Origin of the sequence: Pedobacter sp., from assembly GCF_045628745.1 — a bacterium.
Taxonomy (GTDB): domain Bacteria; phylum Bacteroidota; class Bacteroidia; order Sphingobacteriales; family Sphingobacteriaceae; genus Pedobacter.
In genome coordinates this window covers 1-19,892 of the sequence record NZ_JAZQPU010000011.1, presented here as the reverse complement: position 1 = coordinate 19,892, position 19,892 = coordinate 1, and the positions used below count along the sequence as shown (strand labels likewise).

Here is a 19,892-nt window from a genome sequence, read left to right as displayed (position 1 = left end):
TGAGTTTAATCCTCGTTAATGTTTGATTAAGTTTTCTTCGAGCTCTTCAAGTGTCTGTCCTTTAGTTTCTTTCACTTTATATTTAACAAATAAGAAGCCGAGGAAGCAAATGACAGCGTAAAGGTAAAAAGGACCAAAAGTCCCAATTTCCTGGGCCAGGATGGGGAAGGTAAATACCAGGATAAAATAAGCGATCCAGAGCGATACAATGGCCACAGAAGATGCAGCCCCCCTGATTCTGTTAGGAAAGATCTCAGAAATAACTACCCAGGTTACAGGTGCTAAAGAAGAACCATACAATGCAATGGCCAACAGCACAAAAATTGATACTAACCCTGTGGCCGCCTGTTGCTGCAATAAAGCTGCGAGTATAATATAGATAACAGCTAATCCAATAGATCCATAGAGCATTAATGGTCTCCTGCCCAGCTTATCGATTTGCCACATTGCAAAGAGTGTAACCAGCAGGTTTACTACGCCAATAGATATGGTCTCAAATAGTTGCTGATTTAAATCTGCACCAACAGATTCAAAAATAGTGGAAGTATAATTGAAAACCACGTTGATCCCACATAGCTGCTGAAAGACTGCAAGGGTAATACCTACAACAATAGCCGGACGAACATCCTTTTTAAATACAGCTGCATAAGATTGTTTACCCGAACCAGAGAGCGAACGGCTGATATCAGCTATGGTTTGGTCTACGAAGCTTTGCGAACCAATTTTGCGGAGCACAGCTTCGGCATGATCTTTTTTCCCCACCGTTGCAAGCCACCTTGGGCTTTCAGGCAGCCAAAGGATACCTGCAAAAAACAAAAGGGATGGAATTACACCTAAACCAAACATCCATCGCCAGGCTTCTGGTCCAAAATCTGCCAGGTAATAGTTGACCACATTGGTTACCAGTATACCGGTTACAATAGTCAATTGATTGATAGCCACGTTTCGCCCCCGTATAGCTGCAGGTGAGATCTCTGCGATATACATAGGGCTCAACATCGATGCCATCCCCACCCCTATTCCTGCAGCAAAGCGCATGGTTACAAAAAAACTCAGGTTGGATGAGAGGGCCATTCCAATAGAGGAAATGGCAAATATCAATGCAGAAACCATGAGGCCTGGTTTCCTCCCAAATCTGTCAGCCAGATTCCCTGCTAACAAGCAGCCTACAATACAACCTAGCGCAAGTGACCCTGTAAGAAATCCTTCCCACCATGCATTCAAGTGAAAGGTACTCCGTAAAAAAGGAAGTGCTCCTGAAATCACAGCAAAATCAAATCCAAATAGATACCCACCAAGTGCTGAAATAAAAGAAATACCAATAATATAAGAATGATTAAATTTAGGTGTCATAGCAGCGCCCCGGGTTCAAATAGTTTATAAATGGTAATGATGAAATCAAAAATAATTATTTTAAATGGAGGATAGAATGGACAGAATTATACTAAGAATGGACTTTTATACCATCTGTACCATTTATTTTTTGCTACCTTCAAACAAAATATCCTCAACTATATTATGGCACCGATGATAAGTGAATATTAATAATGATGATTGAAGAACAACCGAAGTGGAGTGTAAAAGAAGGCTTTATAGGTCAGAAAATGATTGTCCTGCCCCCAAACGTCAAAGAATCAATCTTGAAAAACGAGCTAATCAAACGCTTATACATCACTGCCATAGGTTATTATCCGCATGCGATCCTCCATGGAAGACAAAGAAAAATGGGTTGCGACCAATATATACTTTTATACTGCGTTGCTGGTCAGGGTACAGTTAATATTGATCAAACTACTTTTAAGCTTAAACCCAATCACTATACCATCATACCCAAAAACGTTGCACATCAATATAGTACGACCGAAAAGGATCCATGGACAATCTACTGGATTCATTTCGCCGGTGAAAATGCAGACCTCCTCTACCAAAGGTTTGCTGAAAACAAATTACAACCTGTATTTACAGCTTTTGATGAACGCAAAATTAGATCGTTTGAAATTATGCTAACCCTGTTGGAACGTAATTTCGAACTTAAAAATCTGGAAATCACTAACCTTAAATTGCAGGATTACCTTTCTAATTTCATTTATGAAGATGAAATTAATCCGTCATATGTGGTAGAAGATGCCATATCCAATTCTATTTCCTATATGAGAACAAACATTACGAAGGACTTCTCTCTTAAGGACCTGGCTAAAGAGCAGCATTTATCTGTCACTCATTATTCGAGACTATTCCTGGCAAAAACAGGTCGTTCGCCGAAACAATACTTCAATGAGCTTAAAATCCAACAATCATGTCAGCATCTTTACTTCAGCAACCGAAGTATTAAAGAAATATGTATGGAGATTGGCTTTGCAGACCCCTTTTATTTCTCCAGGCTGTTTAAAAAGGTAATGGGGATTGCACCTGCGAGCTACAAGAATCAGTGCAAAAAATCGTAATTTGAAGATATTACATGCGTGATTTATTATACAAGTTTAACCTTAAATAGTATGCTAAAATGAAAGTGCAGAATATGATGACAGCAATAATTATTACTACACCTGGCAAAGCCGAGGTATTAAAAGCAGAGGAAAGAGAAGTTCCAGTTATAGGTAAAAATGAGGTGCTAATTAAAGTGAAAGCTGCGGGGATTAATCGTCCAGATGTGATACAGCGGCTAGGAAAATACCCTGCACCTCAAGGGGCGCCAAAGGATATACCAGGACTAGAAGTAGCCGGGATTATTCAAGAAATAGGTGCCAATGTGAAACGCTGGAAAGTGGGAGATGAAGTATGTGCTTTAGTTGCTGGTGGTGGTTATGCAGAATTTGTTAATGCTGACGCTGATGTTTGTCTTCCTATTCCAAAAGGATTTAACTTTATTCAAGCAGCGGGCTTACCTGAAACCATATTTACGGTTTGGAGTAATGTGTTTCAAAGGGGTAATTTACAAGCAGGTGAATCTATATTAATTCATGGAGGCAGCAGTGGCATAGGCATTACCGCTATTCAGCTGGCCAAATACTTTGGCGCGCATGTTACGGTAACGGTAGGCTCTGATGAAAAGGGCCAATATTGTTTAAACCTGGGTGCAGATTCCTTCATTAATTATAAAACACAGGATTTTGAAATAGAACTAGCAGAACGACAGGTTGATGTGATACTTGACATGATTGGTGGCGACTATTTCGATAAAAATCTGAATGTACTTCTTCCTGAAGGCAGGTTGATTTATATCAATAACATGAAGGGAAATAAGGTATCCTTAAACTTGGCAAAGGTCATGCAAAAACGCCTCACCATTACAGGGAGTACATTAAGAAGTAGAGAATTATCTTTTAAAACCAGCCTGGCAGTAGCCATCTATGATAAGGTGTGGCCAGTACTGGAATCTGCTCACTTTAAACCGGTGATTTTTGCCACCTTCGCTTTAAAGGATGCAGATAAAGCTCATGAATTAATGGAGACTAGCCAGCATATTGGGAAAATTATTTTAGAGGTAGATTGAGGTAAATAATAAAGAACATACTATCAATTTCTTTGGGTCGACTTCAATGCCACGCCATTCACTGTTACGTTCTCTAAACTAATACCTTCATATTTACTATTGAATCCTGGGGTTCTAGCAGTTACGTTTATATCCTTTAAAATAATACCAGAGACAACATCATTCTGGTTTCCTTGCATCTCCCCTAATTGATTACAAGTTACGTTAATGTTTTGCAATTTAATATTCCTCACTGTAGCAAAAGGAATCTCTTTACTGCCGTCCATATTAAAAAACTGCTTCCACGGGTTCATGGAAATGACAGTACCGCAGGTTCCAGTGATGTTTTCCACTGTAATATCTTCATAGATCTGGAAAGTATCAGGGCGTATCTTCAGTCTCAAAATTGGTGTATTGTTTTCGACTTTACAGTTCCTAAGAACTAGATTTTTAACGTGGATGCATTCGCTGCCAATGGTTACCGTGCCGTGAGAAGGACCGAAAGTACAGCCTTCAATCAAGATATCTTCTACGATGCCGTTATCTGCCTCTTTATGTGCAGTAGGTCCTTTTCCACCTTTAATGGCAATGGCATCATCATTTACTGAGATATAGCAATTGCGAATGATCACATTTCTACACACATCAAGATCAATACCATCGGTACTTGGCGCGGGAACAGGATGATAAGGTGAGCGGATATCACAGTCCTCAATAATTACGTTATTGCATTGGTAAAGATGGGTAGTCCAGAAGCCAGAATTAATCAGCTTTACCTTCTCTATTTTTACGTTATCACTGCCCCAGATAAAAATGAGTCTTGGACGGTGAACTTCTAGATTAGTTACCGGTTGCTTCAATTTAGCACCTTCCTCGCGACGAGCCCAGAATGCTTTCCAAAAACGCAAACCATTACCGTTAATCGTGCCGGGGCCTGAAATTACAAAACCATTAACCTTGTAGGCATTGATTAAAGCAGCATAATAAGGGAGGCTTTTTCCTTCCATACGTGAAGGGATCAGAGGATAATTAGCAATATCATCCGATCCTTTCAGTACAGCACCTTCCAATAAGCGAAGGTTTACTTTGGCTTTGAAAAACAAGGCACCCGTTAGAAAAACACCCTTTGGTACAACGATGGTCCCACCCCCTGATGAATAAGCTTTGTCTATCACCTTCTGAATAGCCTTCGTATTGAGCTTATTGCTATCTGTTTTAACACCGTATTTGGTGATTACGTAATCTTTTGCATTCACGGATACTACCGTAATCGCCAGGCAGAGAAGTATAATTAGTCTTTTCATTATTTACCAATTTTAAGTATTATAATCTTCTAAAATTGGGGGTATCATCTTTTTTACAATAAATTAAAAGCCACTATCGTCTAAAGCGAAGGTATTTTTACGTTCTTTCCATTTACCTTTTGTAAAATCAGGGAACTTTTGCGGAGCATTACCCTCGGCAATAGATTTTTCAGAAAGGGGCGTAATTACGCTCATGGTTAAAGAATCATAGATGTCAATCGGTGTTTGTTTCTTTTGTTTTACCGCTTCTACAAAAGCATTAAACACAAACCAATCCATACCCCCGTGACCTGCACCATCAGCAAACTTTTCGTATTTTTTCCACAGTGGGTGGTCGTACTTTGCAAACCATTCACTCGCTTTATCCCATTCATCGTAGCTTTTAGATTTCCCTTCGATGTATACAGCATTAGCAACATCCATCCACAAACCTTCTGTACCCTGCACCCTGAATCCAAGAGAATATGGACGTGGTAAATGTGTATCATGACTCAGCATCACCGTTTCACCATTAGCACAGTTAATCATTGTGGTGGTTACATCACCATTTTTAAAGTTAATCTTAGCGTTTTTATTTCCTGGAGATACTTTGTCGATATAGCTATTCAGTCCTTTTGATTTTGAAGAAAAGGACACCAGGTTAGTAAAACTATTGCCACGGTTAATGTCGATATAATTCATGATCGGGCCAGCACCGTGGGTTGGGTAAATGTCGCCATCACGATCCACATTCCATTGTGTGCGCCATTGTGCTTCCCCTACAGTTTGAGGGCCAAACTCAGCACCTTTACCACTAAAATTTTTGCCATCATTAAACAAAACGCCACGAAGATCATGTTGGTAACCACCTTCCAAATGAATAAGCTCGCCAAAAATATTTTGTCGGCACATATTTAAAGCAGCCATTACATCCCGGCGGTAACATACATTTTCCAAGGTCATATAAGGCACGTTAGTCTCTTCATATACTTTAAGTATTTCCCAGTGATCTTCTTCGGTGATGCCGGCAATAACCTCGCAACCCACGTATTTACCTGCACGCATGGCATCGATGGACTGTTCCTTATGGAACTGCCATGGTGTAGCAATAATTACCCCATCAATATCTTTACGGGCAAGCAATTTTTTGTAGGCATCAAGTCCTCCTGTGTATTCAGCAGGAAGTTTCTTTTTAGCTTTTACAAACTGTTCACGACAATATTTAAGTGAGCTTTCCTGGGTATCACAAATGGCTACAATCTCAACATCTGAGCGAAGCAAACCCTCCCCAATATGGCCACGCCCACGAAGTCCTACACCTATATAACCCAGTTTAATTTTATCAGAATTTTTTGCGAATAATAAGCCTGAAGGCAATATTGTTAATCCTGCTATTCCTACAGCGGTATTTCTAACAAATTGTCTGCGATCCATAATTTTAATTTGATTAGTTGTTGATTAATTGTTCTATTTTTTCTGTATGATTGATCTCACGCCCTATTTTATGACCAATAAAGGCATAATATAGGATGATGAGGTATGATGGCACTAAAATAAAATAAGCATGTGTGGGATTGAGCAAATCTGCTAATAAGCCATAGCCTAATGGGACTATAGCACCACCAGCGATACCCATGATTAATAAAGAAGAGGCGATTTTGGTAAACCTGCCCAAACCGGCAAGAGCCATTGGCCATATTGCCGGCCAAACCAGTGCATTGGCCAAACCTAAAAGGGCTACGGCGCATACGGATACATAGCCAGTGGTAAAAATAATAACCAAAGATAGCAATACGCCTAAAGCTGCCGATAGCTTCATGGCTGTAACCTGGCTGAGGTATTTAGGGATACAAATGATGCCCACACCATAACCAACCAGCATTAGGATCAGGGTAATGGTGGTAAAGAACTTGGCGGTGCTTAAAGCAATTCCTTGTGTATTTGCGTAGCTGATGATGGTATCACCAGCAATAACTTCTACACCTACATATAAGAATATGGTAAGTACACCCAAAAGCAAATGAGGAAATTGCATGACGCTTGTTTTTTTACTATTGCTCAATGCCGTTGATTCGTCTTCCTGGTCGGTGTCTATTTCAGGCAAACTAGATTTGTAAATTAATAGAGCCAGTATTAAAAGAACCACTACAATGACTAAATAAGGCACAATAACGCGCGATGCCAGTTCATTTAAGGCGGCATTTTTAACTTCGGCAGTCATTACCGCCAGATTCTCCTTAAAACCATCCGCATTTTTCAGGGTTATGGCGCCTAAAATAATCGGTGCCAGGGAACCCGCCACCTTATTGCAGATCCCCATGATACTGATCCGTTTAGCTGCACTTTCTGGAGGACCCAAAATAGTAATATAGGGATTAGAGGCCGTTTGTAATAAGGCTAATCCAGAACCTTGAATAAATAATCCTAATAAAAATAGCCCATAAAAACGGGTTAATGCTGCAGGAATAAAGATTAAGGCACCTATTGCCATAATTCCTAAGCCTAAAGACATTCCTTTTTTAAAACCTGTGATGTTAAGTATCCGTCCCGATGGGATGGCCAGAAAAAAGTATGAAATATAAAAAGCAGTCGTAACCAGGTAAGCCTCAAAATTATTCAGCTCGCAGGCAAGTTTTAAATAAGGAATAAGAACTGAGTTTAACCAGGTGATGAAACCAAAGATAAAAAAAAGCATCCCTATAATGGTAATGGGACTAAGGGCAGATTTTTTCTGGTGTACTGTTGTTGCTTGCGACATTTGCTACGGGTTTAATGGTTAAATCTTTTTTAAATTGCTTACTGTATTCAATATGGTTTTTTGCATGACTGCAGCATTTGCATCCAACCTCTTCAGCAGTTGAAACTGTGCCCTTGCTCTTTGCAGGTTATGCCCTTCAAATTTGATCTTAAAATAAGTATCTCCATTGATATAATCCGTTAAAAACCTAACTGCCTGCATATAAGGCAGCAAAAGCACGCCTTTGAAAAGAGAGTTAATCTCTGCAACAGTTAAAAAGTTAGCTGCCGATTGGATATATCCTTCCGTATAGGCATCAAACAAGGGCATATTCAATTGAATTTTATTCAGATCAGCTTCATCCTCTGTAGAAGAATTAATGATGGTCCTGATGGCATCGCCAAAATCGTAGGCAACATAACCATCCATCACAGTTTCAAGGTCAATAACACATTGCGCCTCATCGTTTTTATCCAGCAGCACATTGTTAAACTTAGTGTCATTATGAATCACACGTTTTGGCAATAAGTCGACCTGGGCAGACTGTTGAAAATATTGCATCGCATCTGCATATTGTTTCACAATTTCCAGTTCTGGCGCAACAGATGCCAAACGGCCAAGCGGATCATTGGCGATGGCCTCCTCCAAATGCTGCAGGCGTTTTTGGATGTTGTGGAAATCAGGGATCACCTCAAACATTTCTCCAGGGGGTATATCCGACAACATTTCCTGAAACTTACCAAATGCCTTTCCTCCTTCATAAGCCTGCTTCGGCGTTTCTACAACATCGTACGTTTTTGTATCTTTCAAAAAGTAAAACATGCGCCAGTAATCACCAACACTGTCTTTATAGAAAAAATGCTGGTCATCTGTAGGGATCAAGGTCATCACTTCTTTAAGTGGATCGCCGTAACCACGTTCGGCTATTTTATTCTTCAGATGCTCGGTTACCCTTCGCATATTATCTGTCAGTTTCTCTACGTTGGTAAATATGCTGTGGTTGATGCGTTGTAACAAATAATCAGGACCATTTGCAGCTACATTCTTCAGAAAGAAGGTATCATTAATATGGCCAGATCCATAAGCTTTATACGAATCTCCATCAGCAGCACATTCAAAGTGCGAGATAACTTCAGGTATGTTTTTAGAACTTTGCACTATATCTATTCGTTATAATTTATCTTCAATTAACTCATATACAGGTAAACGATCTGCAGCCACCTCTATTTCAATCTTGACTGGACCTTTAACCTTTTTCCCAAGGTCGCTTTGCCAGGTTCCTTTTGGCAAATACACCACTTTGACATTTCCCGTTGCAACCATAGGAGCAACTAGATATTTACTGCCTAGCATAAATTGGCCTTGTATAGCTGCAAGTCCCTGGTCAGGAAATTCATATTCCATACTGCGCACCACAGGCTCGCCAGTTGTGGCTGACAATTTCACTAACTTCATAATATATGGTGTGTACTTGGCCCTGGTTTCCACCGCTTTCTTCACTGCTGCCAGGTTTTGTTTAGACAGCACCCGCCATGGTGCCACCGAAAACTGCATCATAGGCATTAATGCAGAGCATTGTGCAGAACGAACCAACAGCTGCTCATCCAATTTATCTCTACCGATGAATGAACCATATTCGCCACCACCAATCATATCAGGACAGGCAAACTGGTACCCTAGCAAGCCAGCCGTGGTGAGGTGTGGAATTAACTTTTGCAGGTCCTCCCAATTGTGTTTTTTATCGCGCAAGCGTTGAACCAAGGGTTCTCCCCCCATTTTCCACATGGCACGATACTCGTTAAGCGGATAGGATAAACCTATTTCACCCCATAACCTGCTGTGCTCATTTGGCGATACTTTTTTAAAAGACACACTGTTAGCAGCGTAAAATTCTGCATCACCTGCATCAAACTTAAAACCATCAAGGTGATATTGTTTCACCATATGGTCTAAACGCTCATGGAACCAAGTTTTCGCTTCTGGATTGGTAAAATCAAGTACAGCGCTGTATCCATTCCACCAGGGAATGATGGACGCTTTGCCCTCATTTTCAAGTAACAATAACTTTTTAGCCAGCAGCGTCCTGAACACTTCAGTGTCTGGAGACACAAAAGGACTTATCCAAAGCATGACCTTAAAACCCAGGTGATGTAACGTATCTATCATCGCTGTGGCATTGGCAAACCGGTCGGTACGGAAGTCGAAACGACCATAATAATCTGCCCAATTATCGTCAATCATTAAAACACCCGGTGGAAAACCGTTGTCAATTATAGCATGTGCATAACTTAAAATATCCTTCTGGTTCTGGTTGTAGGTCAACTCTATCCACGTATTGTATTGTGGTTGGCTAAAAAGCAAGGTATCAGGCAGTTTGTTTTGTGATGGAAAAAAGCGCGTGGCTGCATTTTGAAAAGCTTCACGCAGATTTGTACCGGCAGAATCAATAGTTAATGCCTTCGCATTACTGATCACCAACCTGCTTTTTTCAAATGTAAACGTAAAGGGCTCTTCGCTCCAAACAAACCTTCCTTTAGTGGACACCAATAATGGTGCTGCCTGATTGGTTCTGGTATCGCCATACAAATTCAGGCTGTATCCTTCTTTAAAGGGCATAAGATGGGCATCATTAACAGCTCCACCAAACCATTTTTCGCCCTCCTTAATTGTTAACGTAGTTTGTGCATACAGCTGTACAGTACTGGTGCATAACAACAAGGATAGAAATAATACTATTCTAGAACTCTTCATCATTAATTGCAGGATTATCAGTTCACTTTTAGACTATGGTTCAACTTATTGTATCCTGTAGTGGCTTCCCAAACATCATTATTAGCGAAACGGATGCTAAACTCTGGTCGTGTAGCTATACTTGCATAAGCGTCAGGAAGATGAAGTAGCAATTCATAATCGCCCGTAGGGAAATCACCCGGAATCTTAATTGTTTCCACTATTTTGTGATCTCCAGAATACCACTTCCGTACATCTGTTACCAACTCAAATGTTTTTAACTCACCAGTTTCGGTATGGCGAAGGATGAGTTTCGCCGGACGTTTGTTGTATGGGGAAGCATAGCCTACATTTTTTATATTCAGCGTAAAGCTGAGGTCAGTACCCCTAACTACATTATCAGGCAAAACTGCACTTTGCAACACAAAACGGTAACCTAGGTTACGCTTAATGTTATCCATACAGCCACCATCCTGCCAATCGTTGTTAACCGCTGTATTGTAATGTGCATTGATGAAACTGTAATGCAGGTCTGCAAATTCGGCCTGTATTTTACCTGCAGGCTCACAATCATTGCTCGGACTAAAATCATCAGAACAGGTTTCTCCGCCAACCACTACAAATTTACTATCTGCTTTAAAATAGTCTTTCAAGGCAGTCAAAACAGTGCCATTAGATGCACGCGGCGAAGCGCTGTTTCCATAATCTTCATACGTACCGAAATCATTAACACTGGCCATAAAGCAATCGTTATGGTAACCCAGTCGCGCAATTTCTGTTTCATTAAAAGCACCGCTTTCTGTTAAAGGTGCTGAAGTGAGTAAAGAATTTACACCATAAAGATACCGCTGTTTCAATTGCGGATAACGCAGCTGTACCATCCTGTCAGAAGGCACAGCATCAAGCATCGCTTTGATCACCTCTATCCTATCCTTCCAGTTGTTGTCTGTTAGTTTTCCCTGTGAGCCATTTAAGGAAGCATCACCAAAGAAATCGCTGTAATATTGTTCTCCCCAGGTACCAATAAAACCCAGCTGTACACAGGCAATCACATCAGCATTATCGCGTAACAGTGGTTTTAACTGTGCAATATGGCTAAGTATAATGGCCTTTGGTGCATCACCATACTCCGGACAAATGAAGCCCTCAGGACAGTTGCCCGGCTTAGCTGTAGCGGTATAGACAAAACGGGGAATCAGCTTAACGCCTGCCGCCCGTGCAGCATCAAAATCTTTTTTAAGATTGGTCAGGAAGTTTGCTGATATGGCAGTGTTCACTACATTATCTAAAATATAATATCTGAATACAAGAGTACTTGACACCTGATAATTGGCACTTTGCACCGTTTGTGGCACACGATAGGATTTCAATTCTGCCTCGTTCAGCACGCTGTAATCACTGGAATGTGTTTCAGAATAGCGATAGAAGCCCCGCTCGGGATTGGGAAAATCTTCATCGCTTTGCGTATAATTTACATTTACACGCTCTACCTGTACCAGGTTTAGCTCCTTGTCTTTACATGAAAAAGCCATGAGCATAACCACTAACGAAACGCTTAAGGCATACCTTGAATTATTTTTTATCATCATCAGAAATTTATAATTTAAAAAAGATGTTTCGTTTATAAAGCCAGTAACACAAGCCCCACTCGGCAAGCAAGGTGGCAACAGCAGAAATTAGAGCAGCAAGGCCCAGCGGCACGTTTAAAAATTGATGCAATAGGTCACCAGTAAAAATGGCCACTTTATCGTTGAGCCATTGCATGCCTACGGTTTCAAAAAACAAGTAGATGAATATGGCGTTCATTCCCACCACCGTGAAAACCCAGGCATACTTGATATTTTGTTTGACATCAACCAGCCAATATACCGCAGCCAGAATCAACAATACCCATCCCACAGAGGCAAAAATGAAAGAACTTATACTGATGCGCTTGATAATGGGCGTTACTCCAGAAAGATCCAAGGAAAAGCCAATGAGCAAAGCGATTATACCGGCAAGCAGCAATGCTTTTATTTTATAGCCAATAGCATTTTTAGAAATCAACAGCTTTCCTGCTAATACGCCCCAAATGGTATGTGCAGATGTAGGAATGCAATTAATGGCTACCCACCCATCGCTGTTGATTTTCCCCATTAACAAAGTATCCATATAAGCACCAAAATTGTGGCCCATCACAAATGGCTCACTAAATCCAGGTAAAAGTATCAGCCGATAGGCCAGCTCTGTAAGTAAAAGCAAACCAAATGAAAATGCAATTTGCCATAGGTAGGATTTTTCTATAACGAGGTAAGCAACAAGAGTGGTAAAAGCTAATTGCGTTAACACGTTCCACAGTTCCCAAACGGGTTTTCCTGCATACACACAGTGCAGCGCCACTCCGCATATGAAGAGCTTCAGGCTTCTCGACAAAATATGGGGCATATTGCTCTGCCAGCTTTGCCCTTTCGCTAATTTTCTGCTGTAAGAGATAAACATTGCTGCACCCGCCATGAACATAAATGCCGGTTGCACCAAATCCCAGAAACGCAGTCCATGCCAGGGATGATGAAAAAACTGATCAATGAGCCCGCCCATGGGTTGCGCAGGATCGACGTGTTTTATCGCTTCATACAGTCGGCAGCTTTCGCCGCAAAGCAGGATCATAATGATGCCGCGCATCACATCCAGCGATACCAGGCGCCCACTGGCTGACCGGGGAGCATTTGTACTTTCTACCATGAGGATTTGGATATTTACTCGCCCATGTCTAAGAAGAAACTCGAACTTCCATCATCTGGTGCACTTCCTAAGGCGAGCGACCAATCGCTTTTAGTGGCCTGCATACCTATACGTAAACCTGTTCCTGTTAAGCCTTTAAGCTTGCTTCGGGAAATACGCATTTCAAATTTCAACAGTCCCCCTTCTTCTTTAACTGTACCTACCTGGTAAAATTCAGCTATTGACTGTGGTTTATAGTTGCCGAAATTATTCTGATCGGCTCCTAAAAAGTAAAATGGATCAAACCAGTCTTGTAGTACTGCCCCTTCTAACAATATATCATAACCGCCATCTGTAAAAGTTCCGGTTAAAAGCCCTGTTCCCGCGTTATTATCACTGTCAATATAGAAGTCAAAAATATCACCATCTGCCTTCTTTCTGGTTGTTTCTATATATACGTAAACGTAGTTGCCGTCATAATCGAACTTTACTTTATTAAAGATGCCTTTTTTTGAACCTAGTGGAATTTCATCTTTCGTTACCGTTGCCCAATCATCAAGTGTATTGTCATTTAATTTTACAGGCGATGATTTTGCAATGCGCACAACGGTTGATGCTTCCGTTATTTTACCACCTACAGATGCAGTTAAGGTAGGAACATATTTTCCCTTACCGGGATAAGTATGCGATGGAGAGGCATCTGTAGAGCTAGAGCCATCGCCAAAATCCCATTGATAGCCCGTTACCCCTTCTGTTTTAACAGTGAAGGTAGCTATGTTACCATCCACCACAACATCATAAAGTAAATCAGTTTGTGGGGTATAATTGTTTTTTTTACAGGAGCTGAATATCGAACTTGCTACAGCTATTGATAATATGCCCAAGTATACTTTTATATCTTTCATATCAATTTGAATTAATATTACGCTAAGAACTTTTCAATTATGGATTTTGTGTTGCATTTGGATTACTTAATATTTCATCAATTGGGATGTAATAAATGGTAAACGGACTAGTGTAAGGCACTGTTAAATTAGGGTAACCGGTAGGTGTTTTTGACAAGTCAATATCCGTTTCTTTTAACCCTGTCAAGTGGTAGCCCCAATAGGCCTTATTTAAGGTTTTCTTGTTTCGGAAAACGTCATAGGTGCGGTGTCCTTCAAATGCCATTTCAATTCTTTTCTCCAATAATACTACATCCAATGCAGTAGTTCCGGCAGGCACCACTTGATTATATAATGATGCTTCCAAACCACGGTTCTTTCTGATCATGTCTACATCGTTAAGCGCAGCAGCGGTGGCCCCTGTTTTAGCTTCTGCCTCTGCACGGTTCAGGTACATTTCTGAAAGCCTGAACATAATAGGTGAGCTTAAATTCGGAAGCCCTCCCTGGAAAGAGAATTTACTGATGTAGTACACTTCAATACCGTTTCTCTTTTGCACTCCACCTGCACCATCAGATAAGGGTACAATATAAGACCAGCGAACATCCTCAGGGTGTGCAGCCATGGCACCACGTAAAGATGAAGAAGCATATTCTTCTCCCCATCCGGAGTTACCATCAGAAAAGATCATAGAGGCAATGGAACCAAATTTACCGTAATCATCTACCGGGGTAAATGCTATACAGAAGATTGTTTCAGGACTGGTACTTGCATTGGCAAACATAGTCGGAAATGTTGCTTTGGTAGACAAGCTGAACTTGGCAGCGTTAATTACTTTGTTGGCATTTGCTATAGCTTGTGCATTATCTTCTTTGTAGAGGTTAACCCTTGACAACAATGCCCATGCAGCTTCCTGAGATGCATATTGCACGCCACGAGGCTGAACCATTAAACTTGCTGCTTTTTCGGCATCAGCAATTACTGATTCATAAACTTCACCTACTGTAGATCTCGCCTTTTGAGCCTCGTCGGTGAGGTTGGTGCGCAGGATAATGCCTGGAGAATTAGGATCAACGCTGTAAGGTTTTGCAAAGAGCCTAACGAGGTTAAAGTGACAGAAAGCACGCAAAAAGTAACACTCGCCTAGTAACTGTTCTGTTTTTGCATCTCTTGTTGGCAGCTTCTCTACAGCGCTGATAACCGTATTTACACCAGTAATTATCTTATAAGATATATACCAGAAATAGCGAGTATTCCCTTGTGCGGGAGAGTGACCAAGACTAAAGCTATAATATAATGGATCGGTAGTAACCTGACCACAAACAATATCATCGCTTGCAAAATCCGACAAGTGATAAAACTGTCGCAGGTACATATTATTACCATCAACCGTTCCGTTAAATTCAATATGATCTTTAAACAAAGCATAAGCTCCATTTAGGGCATTTGTTAATCCGTCGCTTGTGGTCACCAATGTATTTGTACTGATCGAATCGCTTGGTGCAACATCTAAGTTTTTACAGCTACTTGCTGCAAATACGGCAAGGCTAATCAGGGTGAATATTTTCGTTTTCATATGGGCTTAAATTGAATAAGCAGCGCCTGCTTAAAAGTTGAAGTTTAAGGTTAACAGATACTGGCGATTGTTTGGGTATTTAAAGTCAGATACGCCGGGCATGATGAAACTTCCCGGGGTGATGGTCGTTTGCGGATCCTGCCCTAAAAAGTTAGTGAACGTTGCTACATTATCGGCAGTCAAGCCAACAGTTATCCCATCCATGCTGATCTTATTAGCCCAGCTTTGTGGCAAGCCATACGATAAGGAAATGTTCCTGATGGCAAAATAGCTTCCATTTTTTAAGTAACGTGAGGAAGTTTCTGTAGAGTTGGCAGAATTTTGCGGACTAGGCTCTGTGGCCAGTGTATCGCCAGGACCCGACCAAATTTTTGATCCATCAGGTAACCTGATCTGGTTGTAATATGGTTCATGACCGTCGTTCATCATATACCTTAAGTTGTTGCTGAACACTTTATTGCCATAATTGAAATATGTACTTACCCTTAAGCCAAAGTTTTTGTAACGAAAACTGTTGTTGAATCCACCTTGAAATTTCGGCAAGGCAGAACCGACTTCTTGTGTAGTGGCCTGAGCATAATCTGCTGTTTTTTCACTCGCTACGGCTTCGCCTGCTTCATTATAAATCAGCTTCTCCCACAGTGGAGCGCCTGTTTGAGCATCTACACCCAACCATGTCGGCATATAAAATTCATACAGGTTTCCACCATTACGGTAGATTTGTGAAATGCTTGATGAGCCTGTTTTAACCACGGCTGCCGGTAAGCCGTACAATTTGTTGCTGTTGAAGTTAATGGTGAAATCGGTATTCCATTCAAAGTTCCTGGTTTTGATTTGAGTAGAATTGATGCCCACTTCGATACCTTTATTGATCACGTTACCTGCATTTTCCCATTTGGTTTCAAAACCTATAGAAAGTGGTTGTGATACTTGTAGCAACAGATCTTTAGTGTCGTTGCGATAAACATCTACTGTTAAGTTTACTCTTTTGAATAAACCAATGTCTACACCGGCATTCAATTGATATTTACTTTCCCAGGTAAGGTTTGGACTTTCCAACTGATAAGGCACCGCCCCTACCTGTCCGTTGTATTGTGTAGTTAAAGAGTACAAGCCTAAATATCTTGATGCACCAATATCCTGTGTACCGGTAACCCCATAACTTAACCTAAACTTCAAGTTATCAACGATATCACTTTCTTTCAGAAAATCTTCATTACTTGCAGACCATGCTGCTGATACTGATGGAAAACCAGCACTACGGTTGCTCTCTGGAAAAGCAGATGATGCATCTAACCTATAAGACCCTGACAGGAAGTATTTGCTTTTAAAATTGTAATTGACTTGTGAAATGAAGGATTGCAAATACCCTTTATTGGTATAACCGTTAACTAGTTGATTGTTGGAGACCACATTAAGTACTTTTAACCCTTCAGGAAGGCCTTTACCAGATGCACCAGAATATTCTGTTTGTCCACCCTCAAAAGCCACACCAGCTAAACCACTCAAGGAATGGTCGCCCAATTGGAAATTGAATTTCAACAACTGGTTAGAGGTAACGCCATAGTTAAAGGTATTTAACTCATCCAACTGACCAGAACCATGGAAAGTCCCTGCTGCAACAGGCGATACATAATTTACACCTTTATTAAATGCCGCTGCCGCTCTGTTTGTACTTGCAAATGTTAACCAGTCGTTAATGCGGTAATTAAGGCCTAAGTCGTAATTTACATCAAATCCTTTATAGGTATGGTCTGAATTTTCTATGGTATGGATGGGATTAATTTTATCTCTGGACCACCATTTGAAAGTAGAATTGCCATCTACATAAATGGGTGCACCATTGGCATCATAAGGATTGTCCCACGGCAGGTTCAGGAATGAATAATACATATCCATATAATCATAGCTATTACCTTGTGATGCGCTTAAGTTGATGTTATTGGTGACATCTAATTTTTTAGTAAAGTGATAGGTGGAGTTGGCTCTTAGGTTAACGCGTTCGTAATTGGTTTTAAGGAAAGTTCCTTTTTCCTTATAATAGGATGCACCCACATAGTAATCATTTTTGTCTGTTCTGCCACTGGCAGAAAGGTACACATTGGTCATTGGCGCAGTTTTAAACGACTCTTTTGACCAATCGTAATCCTGATCTCTTAACGTTAAAGGACGCTCTGCGTAAAATTTAACCAAGTCAATTTTATACGTGTTGTCAGTAGCACCAACAATATAATCCCGATAAAATTCTTTTTGGTAATCGTATAGCTCGTTGCTATTCATTAACTTCATCTTTCCAAAATCAGCGGTTCTAAACCCATTGGCAATTTTGATTTCGAATTTTGTTTCACCTTGTTTGGCACTTTTGGTGGTCACAATAATAACACCTGCATTGGCTTGTGATCCGTATAATGCTGTGGCACCAGCATCTTTTAATACAGTGATGCTTTCCACGTCATTAGGGTCATAATTACCACCAATAATACCATCTACTACAAAAAGGGGACTTTGACTTGCATTAACGGAGGATACACCACGCAGTCGGATCTCCGCTATGGAGCCTGGCGCTCCAGAGCTGTTCACTACCTGTAATCCGGCTACTTTACCTTGTAGCATGGTACTAATGTTATTGGCCGTAACATCTTTAAGTTTGGCAGATGATACTACGGTCACTGCGCTGGTTAGCTCGCTTTGCTTTTTGCTGCTATACCCCACAACAACGATGTCGTTGAGTTCCTGCACATCATAGGCTAGTTGAATTTGCACATTGGATTGGCCACTCGTTACAGCAACTTCTTTGGTAAGAAAGCCTACATAACTGATGACTAATGTGGACTTACCTGCCGGTGCATTGATAGAGAAGTTACCATCACTATTGGAAAGTACACGAATATTGGCACCCTTAATGGCTACAGTTACTCCGGGTATGGGTTGCTTATCCACGGCAGAAACAATGTGCCCCTTTATCGGCTGGGTTTGGGAGAAACCTTGCAGGCAAATTAACAGGGCGCTACAACAGATGAGTAAAAATTGCTTTATCATATTGCATAATTAGGTTAGAGGTTAGCTAGAGTTGTTGGTTAATTGTAAAAATGATATTAAATTTTGTCAATAACAGGGTATAGCAACACTCCCAGAAAAGCAAATGACTACAAAACTGATTGCAGGGGCTACGCAAACGTTTGTTCCATTTTACACAAACGTTTGTGTAAAATTAGCTTAAGCATAAATTAGCAGATGATGATTACATTTTAGTATCCATCAACCACTTTATTACACACAATAAGTTTATTTATTCGGTTTTAGTGTAGTCTATCATCTCAGAATCGATGATGTGCTGCATAGGTGCAATTTCTATTGAATTGGGGTTTGCGGCATGATGAATGAGCTCGAACAAGAAGCCCGCAGCCATGGATGATTGCTTATAGGCAAATTGTTCTATGGAAGCAAGAGGAATGCTATCCATATATTCCCAAATGGGCAGGTTGGCAAAACTGATAAAGCTGATGTCTTTGTTAACAACAAGCCCGGCAGCTTTAACTGCAGAAAAACAGTCGAGCAGTACATAGTCATTAAAGACAATGACAGCAGTGGGCGGCTGTTCTAAAGAAAGTAACTGGTCAATAGCCTTTATGTTATCTGCTTTATCTAAAGTGGTAGATACGATCATATCTTGATCAATTTGAAGGCTGTTCTCTTTTAAGCAACGAATATAGATTTCAAGTCTTTGCAGCGTTGCACCAAGTTGACGGGGGCCATTGATTAAACCAATACGGGTATGCCCAATATTGACCAGTTTGGTTACGGCCTGTAACATGCCAGACACAAGATTACAGGCCACAAAATGGATGTCTTTCCGACTAGGTACACGGTCGAAGAAAACTATAGGAATATTGTATTGTTTGAGACTGTCAAAATGCTCATAGGAAGAAGTTTCTTTCGTTAGCGACACCAATATGCCATCTACCCGATGATCCTTCATATTTTCTACGATCTTTTTTTCCCTCTCGAAGTTATCGAGTGATTGTCCGATAATTACATTGTAGCTTACAGCTTCCGCAGCGTCTTCTACGCCTGTTAGCGCAGAAGAAAAGAAGGGTTCAGAAAGGTCAGGGATAATTACCCCTATGGTATAGGTTTTCCGTTCTTTAAAATAAATGGCCATTTTATTGGCTACATATCCTAACTCCTTGGCTACTTTATGTACCCGCATTGTTGTCACCAAACCTATGCTTGAATGATTATGCAGTGCCCGTGATACAGTTGATGCGGACACATTAAGACGCTTAGCGATTTCTTTAATTGTAGGTACTTTGTTTTTTAACATTTATGCTGGGTAAGCAATTATTATTTAGCTAAAATAATATATTAATCATAAAGCAACCAATTTGATTGAAGAAAAACAGCTTATATTTGCTTATTTATTATATTGATCAATATAATAAATAAGCAACTTTGCATAATTATTGAACTTCGTAAAAGGTAAAGTCTCATACCTGTCGTAAATATCATG

At 40.5% G+C, this 19,892-nt stretch carries 14 protein-coding genes; 2 read left to right on the top strand and 12 right to left on the bottom strand.

All coding sequences use genetic code 11. The annotated features are described in order from the left end of the window. Nucleotides 1–15: 15 nt before the first annotated feature. A complete protein-coding gene (locus ACR2F7_RS00590) occupies nucleotides 16–1,353 on the bottom strand; it encodes a sugar porter family MFS transporter (RefSeq protein WP_432711669.1) in 1,338 nt (445 codons plus the stop codon). Between the two features lie 194 nt (nucleotides 1,354–1,547). Here ACR2F7_RS00590 and ACR2F7_RS00585 point away from each other — a divergent pair, with 194 nt between their 5' ends. Continuing rightward, nucleotides 1,548–2,444, top strand: a complete 897-nt coding sequence (locus ACR2F7_RS00585) for an AraC family transcriptional regulator (RefSeq protein ID WP_432711668.1) — start codon at nucleotides 1,548–1,550, stop codon at nucleotides 2,442–2,444. Between the two features lie 74 nt (nucleotides 2,445–2,518). Next, complete coding sequence (locus ACR2F7_RS00580; protein WP_432711667.1) at nucleotides 2,519–3,493, top strand: NAD(P)H-quinone oxidoreductase; 975 nt, start codon at nucleotides 2,519–2,521, stop codon at nucleotides 3,491–3,493. Between the two features lie 23 nt (nucleotides 3,494–3,516). Here ACR2F7_RS00580 and ACR2F7_RS00575 read toward each other — a convergent pair whose 3' ends face one another. From ACR2F7_RS00575 to ACR2F7_RS00525, 11 genes are all read right to left on the bottom strand, one after another. Next, the gene (locus ACR2F7_RS00575; protein ID WP_432711666.1) at nucleotides 3,517–4,776 is read right to left on the bottom strand and encodes a glycoside hydrolase family 28 protein; all 1,260 of its coding nucleotides are present in this window, start codon (nucleotides 4,774–4,776) and stop codon (nucleotides 3,517–3,519) included. 63 nt (nucleotides 4,777–4,839) lie between these two features. Next, a complete protein-coding gene (locus ACR2F7_RS00570) occupies nucleotides 4,840–6,189 on the bottom strand; it encodes a Gfo/Idh/MocA family protein (protein WP_432711665.1) in 1,350 nt (449 codons plus the stop codon). Nucleotides 6,190–6,202: 13 nt separating this feature from the next. Next, nucleotides 6,203–7,513, bottom strand: coding sequence for a sugar MFS transporter (locus tag ACR2F7_RS00565; RefSeq protein WP_432711664.1), 1,311 nt, complete (start codon nucleotides 7,511–7,513; stop codon nucleotides 6,203–6,205). A gap of 18 nt (nucleotides 7,514–7,531) precedes the next feature. Beyond that, nucleotides 7,532–8,650, bottom strand: a complete 1,119-nt coding sequence (locus ACR2F7_RS00560) for a phosphotransferase enzyme family protein (RefSeq protein ID WP_432711663.1) — start codon at nucleotides 8,648–8,650, stop codon at nucleotides 7,532–7,534. Between the two features lie 12 nt (nucleotides 8,651–8,662). Further along, entirely contained in the window at nucleotides 8,663–10,246 is a 1,584-nt protein-coding gene (locus ACR2F7_RS00555) for a glycoside hydrolase family 31 protein (RefSeq protein WP_432711662.1), read from the bottom strand. 14 nt (nucleotides 10,247–10,260) lie between these two features. Next, nucleotides 10,261–11,811: a DUF4832 domain-containing protein gene (locus tag ACR2F7_RS00550; RefSeq protein WP_432711661.1), complete on the bottom strand. Its 1,551-nt coding sequence runs from the start codon at nucleotides 11,809–11,811 to the stop codon at nucleotides 10,261–10,263. A 7-nt stretch (nucleotides 11,812–11,818) separates the two neighbouring features. Then, nucleotides 11,819–12,943, bottom strand: coding sequence for an acyltransferase family protein (locus tag ACR2F7_RS00545; RefSeq protein WP_432711660.1), 1,125 nt, complete (start codon nucleotides 12,941–12,943; stop codon nucleotides 11,819–11,821). A 14-nt stretch (nucleotides 12,944–12,957) separates the two neighbouring features. Further along, entirely contained in the window at nucleotides 12,958–13,827 is an 870-nt protein-coding gene (locus ACR2F7_RS00540) for a PKD domain-containing protein (protein WP_432711659.1), read from the bottom strand. A 37-nt stretch (nucleotides 13,828–13,864) separates the two neighbouring features. Then, the gene (locus ACR2F7_RS00535) at nucleotides 13,865–15,382 is read right to left on the bottom strand and encodes a RagB/SusD family nutrient uptake outer membrane protein (protein ID WP_432711658.1); all 1,518 of its coding nucleotides are present in this window, start codon (nucleotides 15,380–15,382) and stop codon (nucleotides 13,865–13,867) included. Nucleotides 15,383–15,412: 30 nt separating this feature from the next. Further along, a complete protein-coding gene (locus ACR2F7_RS00530; protein WP_432711657.1) occupies nucleotides 15,413–18,421 on the bottom strand; it encodes a SusC/RagA family TonB-linked outer membrane protein in 3,009 nt (1,002 codons plus the stop codon). 250 nt (nucleotides 18,422–18,671) lie between these two features. Then, nucleotides 18,672–19,706: a LacI family DNA-binding transcriptional regulator gene (locus ACR2F7_RS00525; RefSeq protein ID WP_432711656.1), complete on the bottom strand. Its 1,035-nt coding sequence runs from the start codon at nucleotides 19,704–19,706 to the stop codon at nucleotides 18,672–18,674. Between the last annotated feature and the right edge of the window lie 186 nt (nucleotides 19,707–19,892).